Origin of the sequence: Maritimibacter sp. (assembly GCF_016774595.1) — a bacterium.
GTDB lineage: Bacteria > Pseudomonadota > Alphaproteobacteria > Rhodobacterales > Rhodobacteraceae > Maritimibacter > Maritimibacter alkaliphilus.
Genome location: NZ_JACBWT010000002.1, coordinates 483,307 through 506,812 on the forward strand (window position 1 = coordinate 483,307; position 23,506 = coordinate 506,812).

At 63.8% G+C, this 23,506-nt stretch carries 23 protein-coding genes; 15 read left to right on the plus strand and 8 right to left on the minus strand.

Annotated elements, in window-relative coordinates; genetic code table 11:
- Window positions 1-6: 6 nt before the first annotated feature.
- Window positions 7-738: a hypothetical protein gene (locus tag HOY44_RS13625; RefSeq protein ID WP_287435317.1), complete on the plus strand. Its 732-nt coding sequence runs from the start codon at window positions 7-9 to the stop codon at window positions 736-738.
- Window positions 739-740: 2 nt separating this feature from the next.
- On the opposite strand, the gene HOY44_RS13630 is transcribed toward HOY44_RS13625, so the two are convergent.
- Window positions 741-1,490 carry a pentapeptide repeat-containing protein gene (locus HOY44_RS13630; protein WP_287435319.1) on the minus strand — a complete coding sequence of 250 codons (750 nt, stop codon included), beginning with the start codon at window positions 1,488-1,490 and terminating at the stop codon, window positions 741-743.
- A gap of 34 nt (window positions 1,491-1,524) precedes the next feature.
- On the opposite strand from HOY44_RS13630, the gene HOY44_RS13635 reads away from it, so the two are divergent.
- From HOY44_RS13635 to HOY44_RS13650, 4 genes are read left to right on the plus strand one after another with little or no spacing between them, the layout of a single operon-like run.
- Window positions 1,525-2,076: a thermonuclease family protein gene (locus HOY44_RS13635; RefSeq protein ID WP_161600687.1), complete on the plus strand. Its 552-nt coding sequence runs from the start codon at window positions 1,525-1,527 to the stop codon at window positions 2,074-2,076.
- Between the two features lie 8 nt (window positions 2,077-2,084).
- Window positions 2,085-2,840 (plus strand): MotA/TolQ/ExbB proton channel family protein, encoded by a 756-nt coding sequence (locus tag HOY44_RS13640; protein ID WP_008330794.1) that lies wholly within the window; start codon window positions 2,085-2,087, stop codon window positions 2,838-2,840.
- On the plus strand, window positions 2,830-3,528 hold the full coding sequence (locus tag HOY44_RS13645) for a hypothetical protein (protein ID WP_008330793.1): 699 nt from the start codon (window positions 2,830-2,832) through the stop codon (window positions 3,526-3,528). Before HOY44_RS13640 ends, HOY44_RS13645 begins: the two co-directional genes overlap by 11 nt.
- A gap of 2 nt (window positions 3,529-3,530) precedes the next feature.
- The gene (locus tag HOY44_RS13650; RefSeq protein WP_287435324.1) at window positions 3,531-4,121 is read left to right on the plus strand and encodes a hypothetical protein; all 591 of its coding nucleotides are present in this window, start codon (window positions 3,531-3,533) and stop codon (window positions 4,119-4,121) included.
- A gap of 50 nt (window positions 4,122-4,171) precedes the next feature.
- On the opposite strand, the gene HOY44_RS13655 is transcribed toward HOY44_RS13650, so the two are convergent.
- The 5 genes from HOY44_RS13655 to HOY44_RS13675 all read right to left on the minus strand — a co-directional run bounded on the left by HOY44_RS13655 (window position 4,172) and on the right by HOY44_RS13675 (window position 8,341).
- Window positions 4,172-4,978, minus strand: a complete 807-nt coding sequence (locus tag HOY44_RS13655; protein WP_287435326.1) for a hypothetical protein — start codon at window positions 4,976-4,978, stop codon at window positions 4,172-4,174.
- Window positions 4,979-5,098: 120 nt separating this feature from the next.
- Complete coding sequence (locus HOY44_RS13660; protein ID WP_287435328.1) at window positions 5,099-5,848, minus strand: ATP-binding cassette domain-containing protein; 750 nt, start codon at window positions 5,846-5,848, stop codon at window positions 5,099-5,101.
- Window positions 5,845-6,561 carry an ABC transporter ATP-binding protein gene (locus HOY44_RS13665; RefSeq protein WP_287435330.1) on the minus strand — a complete coding sequence of 239 codons (717 nt, stop codon included), beginning with the start codon at window positions 6,559-6,561 and terminating at the stop codon, window positions 5,845-5,847. Before HOY44_RS13665 ends, HOY44_RS13660 begins: the two co-directional genes overlap by 4 nt.
- Window positions 6,540-7,223, minus strand: coding sequence for an ABC transporter permease (locus HOY44_RS13670; protein WP_008330788.1), 684 nt, complete (start codon window positions 7,221-7,223; stop codon window positions 6,540-6,542). The genes HOY44_RS13665 and HOY44_RS13670 overlap by 22 nt, the downstream gene beginning before the upstream one ends.
- A 107-nt stretch (window positions 7,224-7,330) precedes the next feature.
- Window positions 7,331-8,341, minus strand: a complete 1,011-nt coding sequence (locus tag HOY44_RS13675; RefSeq protein ID WP_287435332.1) for an ABC transporter substrate-binding protein — start codon at window positions 8,339-8,341, stop codon at window positions 7,331-7,333.
- A gap of 149 nt (window positions 8,342-8,490) precedes the next feature.
- Between HOY44_RS13675 and HOY44_RS13680 the strand changes: the two genes are divergently transcribed.
- The 6 genes from HOY44_RS13680 (at window position 8,491) to HOY44_RS13705 (ending at window position 14,098) form a co-directional block, all read left to right on the plus strand.
- Entirely contained in the window at window positions 8,491-8,913 is a 423-nt protein-coding gene (locus HOY44_RS13680; protein WP_287435334.1) for a cupredoxin domain-containing protein, read from the plus strand.
- Window positions 8,913-9,878, plus strand: coding sequence for a PQQ-dependent catabolism-associated beta-propeller protein (locus tag HOY44_RS13685; RefSeq protein WP_008330785.1), 966 nt, complete (start codon window positions 8,913-8,915; stop codon window positions 9,876-9,878). The genes HOY44_RS13680 and HOY44_RS13685 overlap by 1 nt, the downstream gene beginning before the upstream one ends.
- The gene (locus HOY44_RS13690; RefSeq protein WP_287435337.1) at window positions 9,875-11,038 is read left to right on the plus strand and encodes a type 1 periplasmic-binding domain-containing protein; all 1,164 of its coding nucleotides are present in this window, start codon (window positions 9,875-9,877) and stop codon (window positions 11,036-11,038) included. The genes HOY44_RS13685 and HOY44_RS13690 overlap by 4 nt, the downstream gene beginning before the upstream one ends.
- Entirely contained in the window at window positions 11,031-11,852 is an 822-nt protein-coding gene (locus HOY44_RS13695) for a lanthanide ABC transporter permease protein PedC (protein WP_138423670.1), read from the plus strand. The genes HOY44_RS13690 and HOY44_RS13695 overlap by 8 nt, the downstream gene beginning before the upstream one ends.
- Window positions 11,853-12,405: 553 nt before the next feature.
- Complete coding sequence (locus tag HOY44_RS13700) at window positions 12,406-13,098, plus strand: sugar transferase (protein WP_008330777.1); 693 nt, start codon at window positions 12,406-12,408, stop codon at window positions 13,096-13,098.
- Between the two features lie 37 nt (window positions 13,099-13,135).
- A complete protein-coding gene (locus HOY44_RS13705; RefSeq protein ID WP_287435341.1) occupies window positions 13,136-14,098 on the plus strand; it encodes a glycosyltransferase family 2 protein in 963 nt (320 codons plus the stop codon).
- On the opposite strand, the gene HOY44_RS13710 is transcribed toward HOY44_RS13705, so the two are convergent.
- Window positions 14,079-15,326, minus strand: coding sequence for a glycosyltransferase family 4 protein (locus tag HOY44_RS13710; RefSeq protein ID WP_287435343.1), 1,248 nt, complete (start codon window positions 15,324-15,326; stop codon window positions 14,079-14,081). The genes HOY44_RS13705 and HOY44_RS13710 overlap by 20 nt on opposite strands.
- Before the next feature lie 144 nt (window positions 15,327-15,470).
- On the opposite strand from HOY44_RS13710, the gene HOY44_RS13715 reads away from it, so the two are divergent.
- Window positions 15,471-16,661 carry a polysaccharide pyruvyl transferase family protein gene (locus HOY44_RS13715; protein ID WP_287435345.1) on the plus strand — a complete coding sequence of 397 codons (1,191 nt, stop codon included), beginning with the start codon at window positions 15,471-15,473 and terminating at the stop codon, window positions 16,659-16,661.
- Here the strand turns inward: HOY44_RS13715 and HOY44_RS13720 are convergent.
- Window positions 16,639-18,273: a hypothetical protein gene (locus HOY44_RS13720; protein ID WP_287435347.1), complete on the minus strand. Its 1,635-nt coding sequence runs from the start codon at window positions 18,271-18,273 to the stop codon at window positions 16,639-16,641. The genes HOY44_RS13715 and HOY44_RS13720 overlap by 23 nt on opposite strands.
- 101 nt (window positions 18,274-18,374) lie before the next feature.
- Between HOY44_RS13720 and HOY44_RS13725 the strand changes: the two genes are divergently transcribed.
- From HOY44_RS13725 to HOY44_RS13735, 3 genes are all read left to right on the plus strand, one after another.
- On the plus strand, window positions 18,375-19,778 hold the full coding sequence (locus HOY44_RS13725) for a hypothetical protein (protein ID WP_287435349.1): 1,404 nt from the start codon (window positions 18,375-18,377) through the stop codon (window positions 19,776-19,778).
- A 376-nt stretch (window positions 19,779-20,154) separates the two neighbouring features.
- Window positions 20,155-22,269, plus strand: a complete 2,115-nt coding sequence (locus HOY44_RS13730; protein WP_008330771.1) for a GumC family protein — start codon at window positions 20,155-20,157, stop codon at window positions 22,267-22,269.
- Window positions 22,253-23,473 carry a glycosyltransferase gene (locus HOY44_RS13735; protein WP_287435351.1) on the plus strand — a complete coding sequence of 407 codons (1,221 nt, stop codon included), beginning with the start codon at window positions 22,253-22,255 and terminating at the stop codon, window positions 23,471-23,473. Before HOY44_RS13730 ends, HOY44_RS13735 begins: the two co-directional genes overlap by 17 nt.
- Window positions 23,474-23,506: the final 33 nt, after the last annotated feature.

The window sequence follows — 23,506 nt, forward strand, 5'->3', positions numbered from 1 at the left end:
GCGGACATGAAAAGCACGTCCCTGATCGCCCTTCTTTGCCTTGGACTTTCGGCCCAGATGTCCGTGGCGCAGGTTCAGGTCGAACCCGAGTTCTCGATCTGGGATGTCGAACTCGGCGAACCCATTTCACTGGCACCGGACAATCAGGTCGCCGAGATCGCCTGTGGCACGAACGGCGGACCGCCGGGGCGCCCGCTGAAGTCGTTTGACGACTTCATGGACTGCAATCCCGAGGAGTCCGGGCTTCGCGAAGTCAGTTTCACCTATGACGACGAACAGGATTACATCGCTCTGGCGCTGAATTCCGAGTTCAAGTTTCTCCACGGCGGCACTTCCGTCTTCGCCCATCCGGTGATCGTGTCGGTGCTCGTCGATCCCGATGGCATCGTGCAGGGCCGGCGTATTTTCACGGACAACCGTGTCAGCGACTACGACCGGCGCAACGCCGTCACCTTGATCCGCAATTTCAAGGCCCGTTTCAGCGACTGGTCGCTGACGTGCAGGGATCTCGACATGAAAGACGGCGAGCAACCCGTCGGCAAGCAATTCATCCATGAACTTTGCACGGGCGAATCCCCCGAGGGCGACACCCTTGTCGAACTCGAGGCGACGTTGCTACGCAAAAAGGGTCAGGAAGGGCTCAACCCCGAGACGCGCGAGGTCAACACCGGCTATTTCGAAAGCCAGACCCGGTATGAAGAGGTCAAGGCTCCGTACGAACCCGGAGCGTCGCGATGAGCTCAGTCCTGCTGTTGGCCATTCACCATGAAGTTCCCGTTCATGGTGGCTTGGTCGAAATCGACGCCGCTGGCCGCCGCCGTGGTAAAGCGGTTGCCCGTCAATTTGGCGCCGGTGACGCTGGCCCGGCGCAGGTCGGCGCCGTAGAAGTCGGTATGCGCGATCGTCGCGTCGGCGAAGCTGGCGCGCCCCGCCTTAACCTTCACGAAGCCGGAAAAGCTGATCGTGGCCCCGTCGAACAGGCCACGGGCCATATGCGCGCCGCTCAGGTTCGTCCGGTTCATCGTCGTTCCGCTGAAATCGGCATTGTTGGCGACCGCATCCATCAAGAGCGCACGGTCCAGCATCGCACCCGGCAGCTTCGCCGAGGTCAGCCGCGCGGTCTGCATCCGCGCCTCGGTCAGGTTCGCGTCGGTCAGGTCCGCACCGGACAGTTGCGCGGCATAGAAGAACGCGCGGGAAAAATCGCCGCCGCCCAATTGCGCCTGCGTCAGATCGGCGACGTTGAAGTTGGTGCCGACGGCCGTGACGTCCTCCAGAATCGCCCCGCGCAGGGTCGCCCGGTGAAAGGTCGCGTCGGTCAGGTCCGCGCCCGTCAGATCGACCCCCGTCAGGTCGGCTTTCTTGAAATTCGCTTCCCGAAGGTCGCATCCGCGACATTCCTTGATCGTTCCGGCAATCAGATCGGCCACCTGATCTGCGGCGGCCGGTCCGGCGGCCATGGCAAGAATTGTCACGAGGGCGAAGCGCATTCCCGGTCTCACTTGTTTTCGAAAGGTCATATCCATGCCTTCTGATACAGGCCAAGCCGCACGGTTTTTCAAATACCGGGCATTGGCCGTTTCTATTTTCCTTGTCGCCGGGGCCGCCATGATCCACCCCGCGCAGGCCCAGTCGACGGACACGGGCATCAGCGGCATACCCGAAGTGATCGACGCGGACGTGCTGAAATTCGGCCAGCAACGCGTGATCCTGTGGGGCGTCGACGCGCCCGAGCGTCCGCAGCGATGCTATATCAACGGCACGGTCTGGGGCTGCCATGACGCCGCCAAACGGCATCTGCAACTTCTGGCCGGACGCGGCGAAGTCTCCTGCACCTACCGGGGCGAACCCGACCGTCTGGGGCGTCAGTTCGGCGTCTGCACCAGCGGCGGCGACGACCTGAACGCGGAAATGGTGAAGGCGGGCTTTGCGCTCGCCTTTGAAGAACAATCTGACGAGTATGTGGTGGACATGGTCGATGCGATCACCGCGGGCGTGGGGTTGTGGCAGGTCGGCGTGGAGTTCGAAGAGCCTTGGCTCTTTCGCCGCCGTGAAACGCCCGGTGGTTTGAGGTAGGAGGGAAGATGGCACAACTCGCCGATGTGATTGCTGCGCCGGGCCGCGACGGGGCCTTTGACGCGGTCTTGAAATGGGTCTTGCTGATGGCCCTCATTACCCTCGGGGCCGTGGTCTCGTATGAGTACGGGCTTCTGACCTACCTTTTCAGCGCCGACGAATCCCGGATCACCGTGCTGATTGCGGTGCTTTATGTGGGCTTCACGTTCCACTGCCTGTGGATTCTCGTGGAGCTTGGCCGGGAATACCGACGGGCCCTTGCCATCAAGGCGCAGTTGGATGCCACGGGCCAGATGCCCTCGCTGCCCCTTGGCAACGGGCTGGTGGACAGTTTCGTGCGCGACCTGATCCGCTCGCGCGAGAACCCCGGCGAGATCGAGGGGAACGCGCATCTGTTGATGATGAGCCTTGGCGCGGCCTTCAGACGCCGTACCAAGATCGGCACCTATGGCGCGGACCTTCTCTACAAGCTCGGGATGCTGGGCACGATGGTCGGCTTCGTGATGATGCTGAACTCGATGGGCGACCTGTCGAACTTCGACGTCGATACGCTGCGCGGCGCGCTTCAGAAGATGATCGCCGGTATGGCCGTCTCGCTTCTAACGACGATCGCGGGGTTGATCGGCGGCATCCTTCTGCGTCTCGAATACAACATCGCCGACGCGCTGGTGACCGACATCAGCCAGACCGCCGTCTCGTTCACCGAGGTCTCACTCCTGCCATTGCTGGCTCACAGGGAGCGCGAAAACGGCGATGCTGTTTGAAGAGGAACAGGAACCGGAGTTCGAGATCTTCTCGGCCCTGCTTTTCAATTCCCTGAAGGCCATCACCTTCATGTTCTTCATCAGTTTCGCGATGATCAACAAGCCGGCGGATGAGGGCAAGGTGGACCCCAAGGCCGAAATGCTCATCACGGTCTCCTGGCCCGACAACAACCCCGACGACGTGGACACCTACGTCATGGACCCGGCCGGGAATATCGTCTGGTACACCCAGCGCGAGGCGGGGCTCATGCACCTCGACCGGGACGACCGGGGCATGTTCAAGGACGTGGTTCTGTTCAACGACAAGGAAGTGACCAACCCGCTCAACCAGGAGATCATCAGCTTTCGCGGCCTTGAAGATGGCGAGTATGTCGTCAATATCGTCCACTACATCGCCAACGGCACGGCGCCGCTTCCGGTCTCGGTGAAGGTCGAAAAGCTGAACCCCACGGTCAAGGTCATCTTCTATCAGACGCTCAACCTGACCGGCACGGGGAACGAACAGACCGCCGTGCGCTTTACGTTGAAGGGCGAAGAGGTGGTGAACGTGAACAACGTGCCCAAGAGCCTTGTCGAGCTGACGCGCGGTGCGGGTGCCAAGGGCGGCGCCGCGACGGGCGGGCGCCGGCCGGGGGCGATCGACGCGGGCACCGGACAGTTCATCCCCGGTTCGGAGACAGGGCAATGAACATGACTTACGTCATTTTGGGCCTGACCGCCTCCTATGCGCTGGTGGTGTCGCTGCTCGCCTATCTCGTGTTGCTCACGAACATCCATCTGGTCCTGAAGATCATGGCGACGGTCGCGACCGTGGCGACGATCCCGCTGACCTTCTGGGGCGTGGGTGAATTGCGGGGGCTTCCCTCGGACGGCAACCTTCCGGGCAGTTTCCGGATGCTCTGGGCGCAGATGATCGAACCCAACGCGTTGCAGGGCGAAGACGGTCACGTCTACCTTTGGCTTCAGGCGCTGGATTCCGACAATTTCCCGGTCGGCCCGCCGCGCGCCTACCAGCTTCCCTATTCCGACGACCTCGTGACCAAGGTGAACGAAGCCATGGGTCGGATTGCCGAGGGCGAAGAGATGCAGGGCACGATCGACGCGAACGAGGTTCTGCCCGAGACGACCTCTGAAGCTCTGGCCGAAGAGATCGAGGCCGAGATCAGCGAAACCCGTCCGGGCGGTGCCACGACGGCGGGAGAGCGGATTTCGAACTTCGACCCGTCGATGCTGACCTTCGACACCGAGGCCGCACCCGTGACCCCGGCCAAACCGCAATAGCGCCGGCAAGCAACCGCGACGCCCGGCTGGCCAGCCTTGACCGCGACGACCTAGCGGGCGGTCGCGTTCACGCCGCCGCGGCGCGACCGATCTTGCCGGGCGGTGAGCAACGGCAGAACCAGACTGGCAAGCCCGAACAGAAGGGTTCCGCCCAGCAACGCGCCGATCAGCCAGCGTGACCAGCGCAGCGCCTCGACATCGGCACCGAACCAGCCGTCGCGACCCCATATGAGCACCCGTCCCCGTGTGCTCGCGTCCGACCCGATGCGGATGGTGCGTTCGAGATCGCTGGTCATGCCCGCTTCGCCGAACCAGACCTTCACCTGATGCACTTGCCCCGGCTCCATGTCGCCCAGCACGAGCGCGGTCAGTCCGGTCGACGTGGTCGTGATCGCGACCTTTTCGCCGTCGACCTCGGCAAGAAGGGCGCCGGGCACCGTCAGCGCCACGTCCCGCGCCGCCTCGGTCGTCGATACCTGACCCGTCACCGTGCCCCGGAACGCACCGAGTTCGAGGATCGCGGACAGCTCCGGAATGTCGCGCATCATCTCCTGCACGACGACGACATTCATCAGGCGCGGCAGGACGATTTCCTTGACCTTCTTCATGGACTCCTGATCGAGCGTCATCCGCATGGCGATGTCGCCGTCCATGCGCCTAACCAGCTTGCCGGCCATGTAACCCGCCACCCGGGCCGGTTCGATCCCGAAGCCTTCGGGGATCGGAAACTCCTGCAACACGAGATGCGCCTCCAGCGGTGGCGCGGCGATGCGTTTCGCGCTTCCCGACAGAACGAGAAGGCCAAGGCCCGCCGCCACGACAAGGCAGCAAGACAACAGAACGTTCCACAGCCGCATAATGCCTCCTAGTCCGATCGTCTCATGTTACGGGGCAAGCGCATTGGGTTTTGCGATGCCCGCGATTGAAAACCAGCGCGCCCATGGTCGGATGCGCGGACCATGTTCCCCGCCCCCGGCTCATGTGCTGGCCTTTTGCGGCCCGGTCAGAACGGCGTAGGCATCCGTCAGGTCCGGCGTATTCGTCGTCTCCCGCAGCCCGTCGGGCGTGCTGTCGGCCACGATCCGTCCGGCGTTCAGGACGATCACGCGATCCGCCCCTTCGATCTCGTCGACGAGGTGCGTGGCCCACAGAATCGCGACGCCGGCCTCGGTCGCGATGTCGCGCATGTCCTGCACCAGCGCGCGGCGCGAGGGCGCATCGAGTCCGGCGGTCGGTTCATCCATGACAAGCAGGCGGGGGCCATTCAGAAGGGCGCGCGCAATCTCGACCTTGCGCTGCTGGCCGCCCGACAACTGCCGGACCTTGCGCGCCTGAAGGTCGGACAGTCCGAACCGTTCGACCTGTTCGCCGATACACGCCTTCAGCCGCCGACCGGACAATCCGAACAGGCGACCGTGGAAGGCGAGGTTTTCTTTGATCGTCATGTCCAGATCGACGGAGCGCGCCTGAAACACCACGCCAAGCTGGCTAAGGATGGCCGCCGAGCCTCCGGCATGACTTTTGCCGAAAACCGTGACCGTGCCCGCGTCCGGTGCGAACAGGCCCGAAATGATCTGGAACATGGTCGATTTCCCGGCGCCGTTCGGGCCGAGCAGCCCGACGAATTCGCCGGGCCGGATGTCGAAGGTCACGTCCTGCAACGCGTCGATCCTGCCATAGGATTTCGACACGTCGCGCAGGGTGAGGACTGGTTCCGTCGTGGTCATGCCCGCATCCCTGCATCCAGCTCGCGCGCGATCTTGGCGACGAGGTCATCCTGACGGTCCGCGCGCGGCACGTCCAACATCGTGTCATCGACCAGTTTCGCCGGTCGCCCGCGAAGGGTAATCACGCGATCCGCAAGGGCCGCGGCGTCATACGGGTCGTGGGTCACCAAAATGACCGTCGGCCCGAAGCGGTCCACGACACCGGCGAGCAGCGCCCAAAGCTCCATCGCCAGTTTCCGGTCGATCGAGACGAAAGGCTCGTCCAGCAGCAAGAGCCGCGAGGATACGGCCAAGGCTCGTGCAAGGGCCACGCGGCGCTGCATCCCGCCGGACAGTTCCGCCGGGCGCAGGTCGGCCGCCGCTTCCAGCCCCACGGCGGCAAGCAGCTTGCGGCCCTCGTCGGGTGGCAGGTCCGGTTTCACCGCCAGCAGGTTCCCCAACGCCGTTTCCCAAGGCAGAAGGCGCGGGTCCTGAAAGACGAAACCGGGCACCTCGGCGGCGGATGGCGAGACCCCGTCCACCAGAATGCGCCCCTCATACGCCGTGTCGATGCCCGCGATCATCCTGAGCACGGTGGATTTGCCGACCCCGGACGGGCCGATCAGCGCCACAACCTGACCTGCCGGCACCTCGATGCGAAGCCCCTCGAACAGCGTGTTCTGTCCGAAGCTCTTTTCCGCGATATCCGCTTTCAGTTCCGCGCCGGACGCCATCCGAGTACCCTGTGTTCCAACGGGCGCATGACGCCATATTCAATCAAGATCACCACCGCCATGAAGGCGAGCGTGTAGGCCAGTATGCCTTTCATGTCGAAGTGTTGAAAGAAGATGCCGATGCGGAATCCGACGCCCCCATCGCTTCCCAGCACCTCGAAGACGAGCACGATTTTCCAGATCAGCGAAAGCCCCGTGCGCGCGGCGGTCAGCACGTAGGGCATGAGTTGCGGGATGATGAACTTGTTCACCCGGCGCCAGAACCCGACCCTGTAGACCTTGGCCAGTTCGGCCAGCCCGTGATCCAGCGCGCGCACGCCCTCGCGCATGTTCACCGCCACCAGAGGCGTCTTGTTGATGACCACGGCGAGGATCAGGGCGAACTCGGTCAGTCCGAGCCAGATGTAACAGGTGATCGCCACGACGATGGCGGGGATGTTCAGCCCGATCAGAATCCAGTTGCCGAACAATCCGTCGGCCCATGCGAACCGACCCAGCGCACCGCCGATCACAACCCCCATCGTCATCGCCGCGAAGAACGCCAGAACGGCGCGCCCGAGCGTCTTGGTGACATCTGCGATCAGCGACCCGTGCGCGGCCAGATCGTAGAGCTCGCCGAAGACGACCACGGGGGTCGGGAACAGCCGGTGGGCGACGAGCATCGCCGCCACTTGCCAAAGCAGGAGGAGGAGGGGCAGCGATGCCCATTCCGCCCACCGACGTGTCGATCTGGGCTTGCGCCCGGCCTCAGCCATGTCCGCCTGTTGTCCTAGTGGCTATAGCCGGACCAGAACGTGCCCGGGTCCATCTCCGTGCTTTCGCCGACAAGGTCGGGGCCTCCGTGCTCGGCCATGATGGCGAAGGACGCGGCCGCGGCCGCAATGGTTTCGTCGTCGTAGCTGCGCAGGATGCCGGCGCGGTAGTCGTCGCGCAGCGCCGTGAACAGCGCGTCGTCATCCGTGGCGCGCATTTTTTCGCGCAGACCTTCCCAGACTTCGTCATCTTCCAGCAGGATCGCCTTGGCGGCGAATGAGGCGTCGAGGAACGCTTTGATCGCGCGGCGCTTCTTGGCGGCGGTCTCGTCCCTGAACACCCAAGCCAGCAGCGGCGGACGGTTCTCGATCCCCATTTCGGTCATCATGGTATCGACCGAAATCAGCTCTTCGGCACCGCCGGCTTTCGCCCGTGCGTTGAAGTGCCAGAAGTTGAGCGAGGCGTCGATCTGCCCCTCGGTCAGCAATTCGTTGATAAGGGGCGGGGCGCCGAAGCGAGCCGTCACCTTGTCGGCCAGTGTCTCGCCGGTTTCGGCCATGTAATAGGCCTGAAGGATGACCCAGCTTTTGTCGACCGGGCCGCCCGCGATCCCGATGGTCTTGCCGGGCAGATCGGTGATGGATGCGATCGGGCCGTCGGGCGACACCATCAGCCCGCCGACCGCGTAGGAATGCGGCACCGCCGTGAATTTCTCGCCCGAAGCGCGCAGCGACGCGACCCAGACGAAATCCGACAGCACGATGTCGACATCGCCGGACATCAGGGCCACATGGCTCGCCTGTTTGCCCGACACGTCCTTGAGCACCAGTTCGAAGCCGTTCTCTTCGTCCAGCCCCATATCCTTGATGACCTGCATTTCCCAGCTGGCCGTGCCATTGAGCAGGACGCCGACATGGACCTGTTCAAGCTCCTTCGTGGGCGGTTGGAATGCCGTCGCCGAACCCGCGAACAGGGTCGCCCCCAGAAGGGCGCTACCCAGTGCGCCAAACAGATTCCGTCTTTTCATCCCTGCTTCTCCTCCCATTCTTGTGACAAGGTCACGATCAGCCTAGCATCTGAAGTGTTTGGTAAATCCAATCCACACTATTTTGATAACCTATGCCAACTTAATGCATCGTGGGTGGAAATAGTTGACAAAAACGGGAGGAATCAAAAATGAGATTGGGTCGGGTCGGTGCGGCATTCGCCGCTCTTTTCATGTCTGCAACGCCGCTTTTGGCCGAAGGCAACCTTGCAAGCCAGCCCGAGCGCCTGCCGGATATGGAGATCGACAGCGCGGAACTGACGCTTTCGGTCAATCAATTCGAACTGGAAACCGGCAAGTATTACCGCTGGCGCATCGTCCATGACGGCGGCGAGGAATTTCAGATCGTCGCGCCGGACCTGTTTCGCAATTCCTGGGTCAGCCAGGTCGTGATCGAAGACCTCGAAGTCAAGCCACTTGGCCTGCACTCGGTCGAATTCGACGACGAAGGCACCATCGACATCTGGTTCGTTCCGATCCGCCCCGGCGATTTCGATTTCTGGATCGAAGGGTATGAGAACCGCGGTCTCGCCGGCACATTCGTGGTGCGCTGATGCGATCAGTCTTCCTCGCCCTCGCAATCGCACTCGTCCCGACGATCGCGTCCGCGTTTGAAACCGGGCGCATCTTCGTCAGCAACGAAAAAAGTCACGACATCTATGTCTTTGACCCTGAATTCAACCTCATCAAGAAGATCGAGACCTCGCGCCGCCCGCGCGACATGAAGTTCAACGCCGACCGCACGCTGTTGTATGTGGCCTGCGGCGATGACGACATCATCGACGTGATCGATGTCGAGACGCTGGAAGTCGTCGATGGCATCCCCACCGGGCCAAGCCCCGAAGTGTTCGCCTTTTCGCCGGACGAGACGCAGATCTATGTCTCGAACGAAGAGGACTCGATGCTCGAGATCATCGACCTCGAGGCGCGCATCACCGTGCATGACGTTCCCACCGGGGCCGAGCCCGAAGGCGTGATCGTCTCGCCCGATGGCGAAACGGTCTATGTCACGTCGGAAGTGGCCGACATGATCCACGTCGTCGACAAGGAAAACGGGGTCGTCACCAACAACATCGTCGTCGGCACCCGCCCGCGCCGTTTCGTCGTGACGCCGGATACGGACGAGTTGTGGGTGTCCGCTGAATTGTCGAGCGAGATCTACATCATCGACCGCACCACCGAAGAGATCAAAGAGGTGCTGGAGTTTCTGCCGCCGGGCTTCCGGCCCGAGGATGTGACGCCCGTGGGCATGGCGCTGACGCAGGATGGCAAGATCGGCCTTATCAGCCTTGGCCGCGCCAACCACATCGCGATCATCGACGCGGTGTCGAAGGAGCTGCTGTCTTATGTGCTCGTGGGGCGTCGCGCCTGGTCGGTCGCACTCACGCGGGACGAGCAGACGGCGGTGGTCGCCAATGGCCTGTCCGACGACATCACGCTGGTCGACATGGAAAGCTATCGCCCCATCCGGTCGATCCCCGTGGGCCGTGTCCCGCATACCGTGGTGATTGACGATTGAAACGGGTCATCGTCGCACTCTTGGCACTGTGCCTTGCCCAAACAGCCGGGGCGGCCGATCTTCGGATCGGCCTGCTCCGTCTCGAAAACGATCCGCGCTATGACGAGGATTTCGCCTATGCCCGCATAGAATTGCGGCCCTTGGGCGATGTGAGCGCCGCGGTTCGGATGGCGATTTCGGACATGGAAATGCTGACCGACGCCCGTGGGTTCACCCCGGTCCTGTCGGAAGCCGCCGTCGGCGACGGCGAGCTTCAGGAGGCGGCCCGCGCGATGGTGGACGAGGGGGTCACGCATCTCGTCGTCGATCTGCCCGCCGCCGAGGTCGACGCTCTCGCAGCCGCGCTGGCGGACACGCCGGTCACGATCCTCAACACCACCGCGCCGGACGACTGGTTGCGGCGCAAGTGTCACGCCAATCTGCTTCACGCCGCCGCCAGCGACCGCATGATCTCGGACGCGCTGGTTCAACATGCCGTCGCCCGCAAGTGGACTTCGTTCCTTGTCCTGCGTGGAAAGACCGAACGCGATACCGCCCGCGCGGATGCCTTCATCGCCGCCGCCGAACGGTTCCGGCTGCGCGTGGTCGACGACCGCGAATTCGACCTTTCGACCAACCCCGAAATGCGCGAGCAGAACAACATCGCGCTCATCACCGGGGGCACGCGCGACTATGACGCCGTGTTCATCGCCGACGAAATCGGCGAGTTCGCCCGATACGTGCCGTATCAGACCGCTCTGCCGCGTCCCGTGATCGGCGCCACCGGCCTTGTCGCGCTGGAATGGCATTGGGCGTTCGAGAGGTATGGCGCGCCGCAGGTGAACTCCCGCTTCGAATCCATGTCCGAGGATGGCCGTCGCATGGGCTGGCAGGACTGGTCCGCCTGGATCGCGACGCGGGCGGTCCTCACGGCCTTCGCCAAGGCGCGTGGCGACGGGCTGGAGGACGTGAACGAGCTTCTCCGGTCCGACAAGCTTCGCCTCGACGGGTCGAAAGGCGCGCAGATGAGTTTCCGGTCGTGGAACGGTCAGTTGCGGATGCCGGTCCTGCTTTCCACGCAGAACGCCATCATCGGGGTCGCCCCACTGGAAGGGTTCGAGCACCAGACCAATTCGCTTGACGCCCTTGGTTTCGATGAAGGTGAGTTTGCCTGTGACTGACACCCACCAGCCCGTTCGACCGAATTACCTGCTGGGCATTTATGCCGTCACCGAACGCGAAGTCCTGAAGTTCTTCAGGCAGCGCGAGCGGTTGCTGTCGGCCATCGTCAGGCCGTCGCTCTGGTTGTTCATCTTCGCCTCCGGCCTGCAAAACCTGCTCGGAATTTCGATCATCGAGCCCTATGTGACCTACACGCCATATCAGGAATACATCCTGCCGGGCCTCGCGGGCATCATCGTTCTGTTCCAATGCATGCAATCGGCCCTGTCTCTGGTCTACGACCGTGAGGCAGGGGTCATGCGGGTCATGCTGGTGGCCCCGTTGCCCCGGCATTTCCTGCTGTTCGCCAAGATCCTCGGGGCGACTTTCCTCGCCACGCTCCAGATTTACGTGTTTCTCGGGCTGGCGGCGCTGTTTGGCTATTACATGACCCTGCCGGGCATGATCTTCATCCTCCCGGCGATCTTCGCGGCGGGGATCATGTTGGGCTCAATCGGGCTTCTCATCACCGTCTACACGCGGCAGATCGAGAATTTCGCGGGCATGATGAATTTCGTGATCTTCCCGATGTTCTTCATGTCCTCCGCGCTCTATCCGCTCTGGAAGCTGCGTGAATCCGGGGCCGACCTTTTGTACTGGCTCGCATTGTTCAATCCCTTCACCCATGCGGTCGAGCTGATCCGCTTCGCAGCCTACGGTCAGTTCAACGAGGTGTCCGCCGCCGTCGTCATCGGCTGCGCGTCGGTCGCCTTCGTCCTTGCCGCGCGCGGCTACAATCCGAACACCGGCACGATCACCCGCATCAAGCGGTAGTCACGGCGCGCCCGTCGCGCCGTGTCCCGCGGCATCCTTCTCCGACCCCCGCCGCCCCATAGAATCACCCGACCCGTTCCCGTCCGACTTCGCCCGCATTCTGACGCCGAATGACTGTCCAAACGTATGTGTCAGACCTGCCTTAATTGCCGGAACAGGGCAGGTTTACGCGACGTCGTGAGCCGATTTCCGCCTCATTCCGGCCTCCATTCCGCCCGTTCGGGGCGACCCGACGTAAGGTAAGGTTATCCACCATGTTCCCCTTGGATCATGCCGCGGCGCAGCTTGTATGACGTCGAGGCGTCCGTCAATCGTGCCGTAAAGCATTGAAAATAAATCATTATATTCGCCGTCGAAGGCGCTCGATCTCCGACCTGCGACCTGAGATCGGTTGCAGAGACGGCCATCAAGTGAGACTTTTATGCTCACCTATTAAGCATGGCAGAACAGATTGTTTCTCTCTTGGCCGGTCGAATTGGGGCGGATATGTGGCAATATCTGGGCGGGGGTGCCAGGGACGTCGGTTTCGACCGAGCGTGACTTCGGGGTGAAGATGGCATTTGATTTTGAGCCGCAGTTTTCGGTCGCTCTGCCGAAAACGATGCGGGAGACGCTGCCGGCCACGACCAATCGGGCCAATCGTATTCTTAAAAGGGGCTTCGATATCCTGTTCGCAGGGATCGCTCTGGTGCTGCTTGCACCAGTGTTCGGTATCGTCGCGCTGGCCTTGCGCCTGCGCGAACGGGGGCCGATCTTCTTTTCGCACAAACGCGTGGGCGCGAACGGCGAGGAATTCGCCTGTCACAAGTTCCGCACGATGAAGACCGACGGGGACCGCCAGCTGGAATGGATGCTCGCCATCGACCCGATCGCGCGGGCCGAGTGGGAAGCGGACCGCAAGCTGGAACGTGACCCGCGGGTTCATGCCATCGGCAACATCCTGCGCCGCACCAGCCTCGACGAGCTGCCGCAGTTCTGGAACGTGCTCAAGGGCGACATGTCCATCGTCGGTCCGCGCCCGATCACCTGGAGCGAAGCCGAGAAATACGGGATGCACTTCGCCGATTACTGCGCGGTCAAGCCGGGGATCACCGGCGCGTGGCAGGTCGGCGGACGCTCCGACACCAGCTACGACTACCGTGTCGGGCTTGACGTCGACTACGTGCGCAACGCCACTTTCCTCGACGACATCCGCATCGTATTCAAGACCGTGGGCGTGGTCCTTGCCCAGCGTGGGGCCTGCTGACCGCGCGCCTGACCGGAACCATTCGATGTTGCATTCCATGAGCGAATTGCAGAACCCTGCGCAGACCGCCCTTCCGACCGACGGAGGGGCGGATGCCGTTCGGGCACCGCAACCGACCCGCGTGGTCATCGGCATCCCCACCACGGGCCGCCCGACGATCCTGCCCGACACGGTGCGCGCCATCGCGCGACAGTCGCGGCTGCCGGATCTTCTGATCCTGAGCGTCGCCGGGCCCGACGACCTTGGCGATCTCGACATCCCGAAGCTGCCGTTTCTGGTCGAGGTCATCACCGGCCCGAAGGGCGCCACCCTGCAACGCAACCGGATGATGCGTATTCTGGGGCGCGAGGATGTGCTCCTCCTCCTCGACGACGACTTTCTGATGGAGCCGGACTACGTCGCCAACACGCTGACGGTCTTTCGCGAGAACCCGAACGTGGTCATCGCCACGGGAACGGTACTGGCCGATGGCATCCGGGGGCCTGGCTACGACCACCGCGAAGGCGCGCGGCTTCTGGCCGAACACGCGCAGGCGGAGAAAACCGAGACGCTTTCGCCGAAATACGCGGGCTACGGCTGCAACATGGCGCTACGGGCGAGCGTCGCGCTGGACGAGGCGATGCTATTCGACGAGGCGTTGCCGCTTTACAGTTGGCTCGAGGACGTCGACTTCTCACGCCGCCTTGCCGCACATGGCGACGTGGTGAAGGCCGGGCATATGCGCGGCGTGCATCTCGGCACCAAGACCGGGCGCACGCCGGGCATTTATTTCGGCTATTCCCAGATCGCGAACCCGTTCTACCTGCGCCGCAAAGGGACGATGAGCCGCTTCCACGCCTATGAGATGATGAGCAGGAACATCCTGTCCAACCTGATGCATTCACTGCGCCCGCCTGCATGGGCGGACTATCGCGGGCGGCTGAAGGGTAACCTCGTGGCGATCGGCGATGTGATCCGGGGCAAGGACTCGCCCGATCGGATCACGCGGCTGAAGCCCTGATGCCCGCCAGCACCCGGTCATACTCGGCTTCCTGCGCGTCGATCCATTCGGACCGGCTGAGACCAAGACGCACGTCGCCGGAATACCCCTTTTCACTCATCGCCCGCACCTGATCGTCGGGCAGGGACATGAACCGGGTCAGGGCCGCGTCGATGCTGGCCGGATCTGTGGGCGAGAACGACAGGCCAAGCCCGTTCTGCTCGACCTCTTTCGACATGAGGGCGGTGTCGGCCACCAGCACAGGCAGGCCGCTTTCCACCGCCTCGGCGATGACGAGCGCGAAGGGTTCGGGATGAAGCGAGGGCATGACCAACGCGCGCGCGTCGCCCACGTAACCGCCCACCTGTGAGCGCTCGATCCACCCGGTGATCGTGGGGTTGCCGGACGCATCGGCCTCCAGCCCGGCCCGCATCGGCCCGTCGCCCACCAGCGTGGTCGGCACGCCCGTGCGCCGCGCGGCCTCGGCCAGAACGCCGGTGCCCTTGTCCGGTTCGAGCCGCCCGACATAGACGAGCTTCCGGTTCTCCTCGGCCCGGATACGCTCTTTCGCGTAGGGCACGACCGGATTGCGCACGACGTGGATCGCATCCGCGCGGTATCCGGAGCGTGTCAGGCGCGAGGTCATTTCGGGGTGCAGAACCAGTATTCCGCCCCAGTCTGACCCGTCTCCCAGATGGCGGCGCAGGTTCTTCTGCCGCAGCACGCGCCAGACCTTCTGCGGATAGCTGCGCTTGTCGCAATGGGTCGAGATACAGTCGAGCGACAGGGGCACGCGGGTGCATACCTGACCCTTCTGGTAATCCATATAGACCCCGTTGGGGCAGGCCACGAACATATCGTGGGCGTGGATCAGGGTGCGTTGCGACACGGGCTTCAGCGCCGCGAAAACCTCGGGCGAGAAGATCTGCGCCCAACTGTGCGTGTGATAGACCGTCTCGGGCGTGTCGCGTTCGGCGATGAAACGGGCCACGACGTCACGCGCCCTGGTGTTCATAAGGCCCGAGGTCAGCGCGGTGCGGCCCGGCAGTTCCAGCAACGTCTTGCCGCCGACCGCCACGACCTCGACCCCGAGGGCGGCAAGCTCGGGGCTGTCGCCGTCGTCGCCGCACAGCCAGATCACCTCATGCCCACGCGCGACGAAATCTTCGGCGGCCATCATGGCAAGCGCCGTAGCCCCGCCACGTGCAAGGCTCATGTCATTTATGATGACGATTCTTCGACGGCTCATGTTTCCAATATCGGCCTAGAAATTTTCCCGTATCCGCCTGTTTTTCGGCGCTCTCGCTGCTTAAACGCATATGTCGGGTAATGCCACTTTGTGGCAATTGTTCGGAGTCAATCGTTTGCGAGCGTGTCGGTCGTGAGAATTCTGGTGTTCAACCTGCACTATTCTCCCAACCTCGGGGATGGGTTGATCGGCGCCTGCATGGTTCACGCCTTGGGCGAGCTGGTGCCGGATGCCGCCGTCGTGCCGGTCGACATTTCGGGCCGCGACAGGTTCGGCGCCGTGACCGTGCGCAACCGGGCGACGCTTCTGAAAATACTCCGCCTGTTCTCCAAGACCTTCCGCCGTCAGATCGTCTATCGCCGCCTCAACGCCATGCTCGACCGGATCGAACCGCGCTGGCGCGAAGCGATTTCCGGTGCCGATCTTGCCATCATCGGCGGCGGGCAACTGTTCTCGGACGCGGACCTGAACTTCCCGACGAAGATCGGGCGCGTGGCCAAGCTTCTGCGGGACGAGGGCCTTCCCGTGGCGATCCACGGAACCGGTGTGTCGCGCAACTGGTCGCGCAGGGGCAGGGCGCTGTTTCGCACGTTGGCCGAGGCGGACCTGCGGTCCATCGGGATGCGCGACGAAGACTCGCTCAAGGCGTGGGAGGATCAGTCGGGGATCTTCGAGCCGAAGGCTATCCTCACCCGCGACCCCGGTCTGCTCGCTTTCGAGGCGTTCGGACCTGTCGCCGCGGTCGACCGGATCGCGCTTGGCGTGACGTCGCCCGTGCTTCTGACCTACCACGCCGACAGCGGTGTCGCGGGGCGCGGCGGTCTGGGCTGGTTCGAAGCTCTGGCGCTGGAACTCGTCGGTCAGGTCGGGCCCGTGCGGCTGTTCTGCAACGGGGCCGAGGAAGACGCCCTTGCACTGGGCGAGCTGTGCGAGCGCCCGCTGATCCGACAGGCCATCGCGGACGGTCGGATCGAATGTGCGCCGGTGCCCAGAAACCCGGAAGAACTGGTGGCCACGGTCGCGCCATGCCGTGCCGTGATCTCGCACAGGCTGCATGCCTGCATATTGGGATATGCCTACACGAGGCCCGTGGTCGGCATGGGGTGGGATCGCAAGGTGCAAAGTTTCTTTGCGTCGGTCGGGCTGGATCGCTTTTTCGTCGGGCGCACAAAGACGCCGCCGGAAGAGGTCGCCGCGCTGGTTCAGACGGCGCTGGAACAGGGGATCGACCCCGACACCCACCGATGCGCCATCGAAGACACGCGCGAAGGAATGCGCGCCACGCTTGAAGCTCTGCAAGGTGCCGAGCGGTTCAGGGTGCGCGAGAGAGCGTGAAGCGGTAGGACGACGCATCGCCCGCATCCGACGCGCCGGACGCGACGAGGATCTCCAACTCATCGCCGGCCGCCATGTCGAAGGGGCCGATCCGGGTGTCGATCCTGCCCGTGACCACCTGCCGTGCAAGCTCGGCGTCGTTTACGAGGACGGACAGGACGACCCCGTCGCTCGTCGCGTCTGGTGCCAACGAGATGTCCAGAACCAGTGCCCCGTCCGCCTCGGCCACATATCGGTGCCCCACGGCCCCCGCGACGGTCGGCACGATGAACTCGGCATTCATCCGGATGCCACCGTCCCGCGCGCTGGCCAGATACGGCACCCAAGGGACGCCGCCCGTCTCCTGTCCGGGGCGGAAGGCAAATGGCGCGTCGCCGTCCATGAAGCGCACGAAGGGGCGGAACCCGTCGCCCGCGCCATCGTGGTCGAACTGGTCATAGCTGTCTGCGATGACGGTCTGCGGCCCGAGGCGCAGGTTCTCCCCCGGACTGACCGCGACCCCGTCGCCTGACACGATCAGCGGCACGTCGCGCGACAGGGTCCGCCGATCCGTTTCGCGCCCGTCGGGGCCGAGCAGGGTCAGCTCCGCGTCTACCTCGATGTCACGCGGCGCGCCCCAGATCACGATCAGGTCCGACCCGAAGGCGCAGGCATAGGTGAACGGGTCCGGTGAAACGTCGCGCACAGGAACGCCCTCGGCCCGTGCCTGCAACATCGTGAAAGCCGCGCCCACGTCGGTCAGGGCGTAATCGGTGCCGACCAAAGGCTCCAGCCCGTCGCCACGGGTGTTGAGCGGATACCAGACCGCGCGGGTCACGCCGGAAACGGCTATCGCGCAATAGTATTTCACCAGCGTCGCCGCCGCCTTCGCCCCGTTGGGGTCGCCGAATTCGGTCGCCTCGATGGGCAGGGCGCCGAACCCCGGAACCTGCCGCAAGAGCGCGATCTGGCGCGGCAGTTGCTCCGGCGGTGTGGTGTAGGGGTGGATCACCACCGCATCCATCCAATCCGCAGCGCCCGCCTCCGACAGCGCCTGAAACCACGCAATCGGGATCGAATGCGCAGCACCGCCCAGCACCCGAACCTGCGGATCGGCCGCCTTCACCGCCTTGTAGGTCGCCTCGATCAGCGTCGCATAGATCGCGGCCCGGCCCGCGAGATCCGCCGCGCGCATCGGGCCGGAGGTGAAGGTGTCGCTGTTCATTTCGTTGCCCACCTCGACCGAGGTGATGGCGGGGAAATCCTGCGGCATCCGGGCCGAGAACCGGGCAAAGGCCTCGACCCCCTCGGGGGTGTAGGGCGTGACGCCCCCCTGAAACGCGGGATGCCCGTTGTTCATGATGACCGTCATCGTCATCCCGCGCGCCGCGAGCAGGGCCGGATAGCTGTGGCGGATCGTGGGGTAGGCGATCTGACCGCCCGTTTCGATGTCTTTCCAATAAAGCTCGTCGCGCAGATCGTGGATGCCGTACCTGTCGGCGGCGTCCAGCATCCGCCGGTCCCAGGTCTGCCCGAAACTCGACGCCGCCCCCAGTCGCGGCCCGACGTTTTCCTGAGCCCAGAGGGGCAGGGCGGTCAGCGCGGCAGCCAGAACGGGGAAGACCAACTTCATGCCAAGAGCCTGCCCCACCCCGCCATGCCCCGGCAAGCGCCCTTCACAGAACGGGCCGTTTCGTGCAGGAAGACAGCAGACAGAAACGGACCCGCCCGCCCTTGCAATTCGTCCCCTCCACCTTGATCGCCGTCTTCGCCATCGTGGCGCTCGTGGGCCTCGGAATGCAGCGCGGGCTCTGGGCGTTCATGGTCTTGGCCCCCTTCGGCGCGGCGGCGGCGTTCAACCTGCCCGCGCTGGGCGGCGCCACCATCGGCGTGCTCGACCTCGGCGCGGTGACGCTTTTCTGCATGGTGCTCCTGACCCGCGGGATGATGTCGAGCCTGCTTGGCACGTTCCGACCGTTCGGACCGGGGTTCTGGCTTGCCTGCGCCATCGTCGTCGCGGGCATCTCGGCCATCTTCTATCCGGTCCTGTTCGCGGGCCAGACCGAGGTGTTCGGCATTGCGCGCCAAGAGGGCGAGGGTCGCATCGCCCGCTATCCGCTGGGATTTTCGACAGGGAACATCACGCAGCTTTTCCGGCTCGTCCTCGACTTCTTCACCTTCGCCGCCCTTGCGACCGCCTTTCGCCGCCAGTCCGAGGTGCGCCCGGTCCTGACCGCGCTCGCCGTCGCGACCACCGTGAATTTCGTGCTCGGCTGGCTCGACGTCGCGACCGCGAAATTCGGTCTGACCGCGTTGATGGAGTGGCTGCGCTCGGCCAATTACTCCATGCACATCACCGACACGATGGCGGGGATGAAGCGCATGATCGGCGGGTTTCCCGAAGCCTCGACATTCGGGTATTTCTCGCTCGGCCTGTTCGGCTTCTGGCTGCAATACTGGTTGCTCGCACCGGGCTCGCGCCTCAGCCGATGGATGCTCGCACTCGCGACGATCTCGGTCATCCGCTCGACATCGTCCGCCGCCTATCTGGCCCTCGTCGTGTTCCTCGTCACCTTCGGGCTCTACCTGATCCTCAGGAACCTGCGCGCGGAAGCTTCGCGCCGCTCCATCGTGCTGGTGTTCGGCGGGCTCATCATGGGCTGGGTGCTCGTCATCGCCATCGCCGCCAGCTACGAACTCGTCCAGCCCGTCACCGATTTCCTCGACCGGGCGCTGTTCAACAAGATGGACAGCGACAGCGGCGTGGAACGGATGAGTTGGAACACGCAGGCGATGCAGAATTTCTACGACACCTACGGCCTTGGCGCGGGCGTGGGCGCGGTGCGTGCGTCGAACTGGCTGATCGCCTGCCTCGCCAGCGTCGGCGTGATCGGCACGTTCTTCTTCCTCGCGTTCCTCGCAAGCCTCGGCATGGCCCCCTCGCGCCCCGGCTGGGATCCGCGGGCGGTCGTGGTCAAGTCGCTCAAGGCCGGATGCCTCGCCATGCTCTGCGCCGCGCTTCTGACCCACCCGACCCCGGACTTCGGCGTGTTCTTCTTCGCGCTCGCCGGTCTCATCGCCGGATTGTCCCGCGCACTGGCCCTAGAATCACGCCCGGCAGGCGCCACGACCACGTGAGTGGGTGCTAAGTCTTTGATTTCGATTCTCAATCAATCCCAAAGAATTGACTCCATTGTCCGCCCCGACATCGCTAAATGTGGCAGGATCCGGTGAACATGCTGGTGAAATACCGAATTTTTGACGCAATTCGGTGGAAACGAAACCGCGCGTAAACTATATTCGCGAGGACTGGGGGGGGCCTTGTTGCGTAGGGTCCATTGTCTGTTCAATTGCAAACTCGCCACCGTTCGCGGAGCGTCGGGTCATGCCCCGTCGTTGCCGGTCGATCCTGCGGGTCGGCTGTGGATGCCGCGCGAAAAGCCGGTGCACACCACGTCATCGCCCAAAAACCGACAGAATGGTCTTCGAATTATGGGGTCGAGGAGAGTGAAGCGTGACCACGTTCGACATGCAGGCCGTCCGCTCCGGGCGTAGTTCCGAGCGGTCCGAGGATATCGACCGTGTCGATGTCCGTGGCCTGCTGCGCGCGATCTTTTCGCGTGGTCCGCTGATTGGCGGTCTTGCCGTCGGCTGCGCGCTGCTCCTTTTCGTCGTCACGCAGTTCATCCCGTCGACCTATACCGCCTATTCCAAGGTCATGCTGGACGCGCGCGAAGTGCGGATCATGTCGTCGGACGAGGTGGTGTCGAACCTCAGCCTGTCCGACCCGGTGATCCAGTCCGAAGTGTCGGTCATGACATCGAACATCCTGATCGAACGCCTGATCCTCGAGGTCGGGATCGAACGGCTTGAAACGCTTTACTGGGGCGAGGTGCGCGGGGATCGTGACGAGGCATCGCGCCTTGCCGACCTGACATGGGCGATCCGGCAGGATCTGAACGTGTCGCGCGAATCCGAAAGCTACGTGTTCGAAATCCAGTTCAGCGCCGCCGAACCCGGCATCGCGCAACAGATCGCTAACGGCATCGCCGACACCTATATCGCGCTCCAGCTTGAAAACCGCCGTGACAGCGCCGTGCAGGCGACCGCATGGATTCAGGAACAGGTGAACGAGGCGCGGGCCACCGTCGAGGCCGCCGAGGCCGCGCTGGCCGAATACCGCTCGGATGCGCTGACCCGTGAAGGCGGCACCTATGAAACCTCGACCCAGCAGCTTGGCAACCTGTCGAGCCAACTGGTCGTCGCCCGTTCGGAGCGCGTGACCGCCGAAGCGCAGTATGAACAGCTCAGGAACCTTCTGGAAAATCAGGGGCTCGACGCGCTGGCGAAAGCCGTGACCTCGCCCCTGCTGGAACGGCTCAATCAGGATAAGCTGGCCCTTGAACGGCAGGACGCGCAATGGGGCGCCTCGTTCGGCCCCGACCATCCGCAGCGGGTGCGCATCGCGAATGAGATCGCGGGCGTCGAAGCCGAAATGCAGACCGAGGCGGAGCGCATCATCGAGTTGCGTCGGAACGAGGTCGAAGTGGCCCGCCTGCGCGAACAATCCCTCGCCGACGGCATCCAGCAGCTCGAAGATCGTCTTGCGGGCATGTCCGCCAATTCGATCGGTCGTACCCAGCTGGAACGCGAAGCCGCCGCCGCGCGCGAGAATTACGAGGCGCTTCTGGCACGGCTCGGTGCCGCGTCGGGTCAGGAAAACCTGCAACGGCCCGAAGCCCGGGTGATTGAACGCGCGACCTTCCCCGCCGTGCCGTCCGCGCCCCGGCCCAAGCTGATGGCGGCCTTCGGGCTGGTCCTCGGCCTGACCGCGGGGCTGGTCGCCGCGCTGTTTCTGGAAATGACGCGCTCGACCTTCCGCACCCGGCGCGAAGTCGAGGCCGAAACGGGCCTCTCGGTCCTCGCCAGCCTGCCGCTACAGGCGCAGGACGGCACGCGGGACGTGATCCGGGGGCTGCGCATCAATTCCAACACGCTTTTTGGGGAAAAGGTGCGCCAGTTGCGCACCCTGATGAACATGCGTGACCGCGACGTCGCGCGGGTGGTGTCCGTCACCTCCTCGCAACCCGGCGAGGGGAAATCGACGACCGCCATGGCGCTGGCCCAGATGGCGGCGCTTGCCGGTAAATCCGTCATCGTCGTCGACGGCGATCTGCGCCGCTCGCGTCTGGCCGAAACCTTCGGCTGGCAGGTCGATTACGATTTCGCGGACTTCATCCTCGAAACCGCCGACCTGCCCGAAACCATTCATCTGGACGAAGAAACCGGCATTCATTTCCTTGCTGCCGTAACCCCGTGCCCCGAAGCCGCCGACGATCTGTCCGAGGACTGGCTGCGCCCGCTGATGAAAGAACTGAAGCGCGTGTTCGACGTGGTCATCATCGACACCCCGCCGCTGTTGAACGTGGCCGACGGGCTGGTCTTCAACACGGTGGCCGACAGTATTCTTTATGTCGTGCGGTGGGACGAAACCAAACGCGCCGCCGTGCGCGAAGGCATCGACGCATTGGCCGAGGTCGGTCTGACCCCGGCAGGAATCGTTTTGAATCAGGTCGATCCGAAGGCGGCCGAGAAAATTTACGGAGACGGGTATGCAGCATATTCTTGACCGCACCACCCCCGGCCATCCGACACGCAAGACCACCCAGCCCTGGGTGCGCCGTCTGGGCCTGTCCGGCGACGAACCCCGCGTCGCCATCATTCATTACTGGCTGGTCGGAATGCGCGGCGGCGAGAAAGTGCTGGAGTCGCTTCTGCGCATGTTCCCGCAGGCCGACATTTTCACCCACGCCTATGACCCGTCCAAGGTCTCGGACCTTATCAATTCCAAGACGGTCCACCTGACCTCGGTGGGCCGCAAACCCTTCGCGACCCGGCTTTACCAGAACTACCTGCCGCTCATGCCCCGCGCGCTCGAGGAACTGGACCTGTCGGGCTATGACCTCGTGCTGTCCAGCGAAAGCGGCCCGGCCAAGGGCGTGATCCCGGCGCCTGATGCGCTGCACCTGTGCTATACGCACTCGCCCATGCGCTATCTGTGGGATCAGTATCACGTCTATCGCCGCGACGCGGGGGCGGTGAAGCGGGCGGTGATGCCGCGCCTGATCCACAACCTGCGCCAATGGGATGTGACCAGTGCCGCGCGCGTGGATTGCTTCGTCGCGAACTCCACCCATGTCGAGGCGCGGATCAACAAATACTGGCGGCGCGACGCCCGCGTGGTGCATCCGCCCGTCGCGGTCGAAGACTTCGATCCGGTCGAGGCAAAGGATCGCGGCGGCTTTTACCTGTGGCTGGGCGAGCTGGCGTCCTACAAGCGGCCCGATGTGGCGATCGAGGCGTTCAACAAGCTGAACAAGCCCTTGTTCATCATCGGCGGGCCGGACAAGACCGCCAAGGCGCTGTCGCGCAACGCGAACGACAATATTCGGTTCCTCGGCAAATTGCCGTTTCCCAAGATGAAAGCCTATCTCGCGGCCTGCAAGGCGCTGGTCTTTCCGGGCGAAGAGGACTTCGGACTCGTCCCGGTCGAGGCGATGGCTTCGGGCCGCCCGGTGATCGCCTATGGGCGCGGCGGCGCGCTGGACACGGTCGTCGACCGCCAGACCGGGCTGCTCTATGCCGACCCAGACGTGGACGGTCTGATCGCCGCCGTCGAAGCGTTCGAGCGGGAGGGTCTCGAAGACCTCGACCCCCATGCGCTCGCCGCCCATGCCCAACAGTTCGACGAGGCCAATTTCCGGCGCGGCATCGCCAGCGTCCTGCGTGAAAACGGGATGCCGGTGGATGCGGTCAAGGTTGATGGTGCCTGAAACGCCCCGGAATAGTCGGCCCACGGTTTCGGG

Excerpts from the sequence above, each read along its gene's own strand:
- HOY44_RS13660 (WP_287435328.1), bottom strand. The coding sequence starts at position 5,848 with ATGACCACGACGGAACCAGTCCTCACCCTGCGCGACGTGTCGAAATCC.
- HOY44_RS13645 (WP_008330793.1), top strand. The coding sequence starts at position 2,830 with ATGCTGTTTGAAGAGGAACAGGAACCGGAGTTCGAGATCTTCTCGGCC.
- HOY44_RS13685 (WP_008330785.1), top strand. The coding sequence starts at position 8,913 with ATGCGATCAGTCTTCCTCGCCCTCGCAATCGCACTCGTCCCGACGATC.
- HOY44_RS13625 (WP_287435317.1), top strand. The coding sequence starts at position 7 with ATGAAAAGCACGTCCCTGATCGCCCTTCTTTGCCTTGGACTTTCGGCC.
- HOY44_RS13680 (WP_287435334.1), top strand. The coding sequence starts at position 8,491 with ATGAGATTGGGTCGGGTCGGTGCGGCATTCGCCGCTCTTTTCATGTCT.
- HOY44_RS13640 (WP_008330794.1), top strand. The coding sequence starts at position 2,085 with ATGGCACAACTCGCCGATGTGATTGCTGCGCCGGGCCGCGACGGGGCC.
- HOY44_RS13710 (WP_287435343.1), bottom strand. The coding sequence starts at position 15,326 with ATGAGCCGTCGAAGAATCGTCATCATAAATGACATGAGCCTTGCACGT.
- HOY44_RS13670 (WP_008330788.1), bottom strand. The coding sequence starts at position 7,223 with ATGCTCGTCGCCCACCGGCTGTTCCCGACCCCCGTGGTCGTCTTCGGC.
- HOY44_RS13650 (WP_287435324.1), top strand. The coding sequence starts at position 3,531 with ATGACTTACGTCATTTTGGGCCTGACCGCCTCCTATGCGCTGGTGGTG.
- HOY44_RS13630 (WP_287435319.1), bottom strand. The coding sequence starts at position 1,490 with ATGCGCTTCGCCCTCGTGACAATTCTTGCCATGGCCGCCGGACCGGCC.
- HOY44_RS13700 (WP_008330777.1), top strand. The coding sequence starts at position 12,406 with ATGGCATTTGATTTTGAGCCGCAGTTTTCGGTCGCTCTGCCGAAAACG.
- HOY44_RS13705 (WP_287435341.1), top strand. The coding sequence starts at position 13,136 with ATGAGCGAATTGCAGAACCCTGCGCAGACCGCCCTTCCGACCGACGGA.
- HOY44_RS13635 (WP_161600687.1), top strand. The coding sequence starts at position 1,525 with ATGCCTTCTGATACAGGCCAAGCCGCACGGTTTTTCAAATACCGGGCA.
- HOY44_RS13720 (WP_287435347.1), bottom strand. The coding sequence starts at position 18,273 with ATGAAGTTGGTCTTCCCCGTTCTGGCTGCCGCGCTGACCGCCCTGCCC.
- HOY44_RS13675 (WP_287435332.1), bottom strand. The coding sequence starts at position 8,341 with ATGAAAAGACGGAATCTGTTTGGCGCACTGGGTAGCGCCCTTCTGGGG.
- HOY44_RS13655 (WP_287435326.1), bottom strand. The coding sequence starts at position 4,978 with ATGCGGCTGTGGAACGTTCTGTTGTCTTGCTGCCTTGTCGTGGCGGCG.
- HOY44_RS13665 (WP_287435330.1), bottom strand. The coding sequence starts at position 6,561 with ATGGCGTCCGGCGCGGAACTGAAAGCGGATATCGCGGAAAAGAGCTTC.
- HOY44_RS13735 (WP_287435351.1), top strand. The coding sequence starts at position 22,253 with ATGCAGCATATTCTTGACCGCACCACCCCCGGCCATCCGACACGCAAG.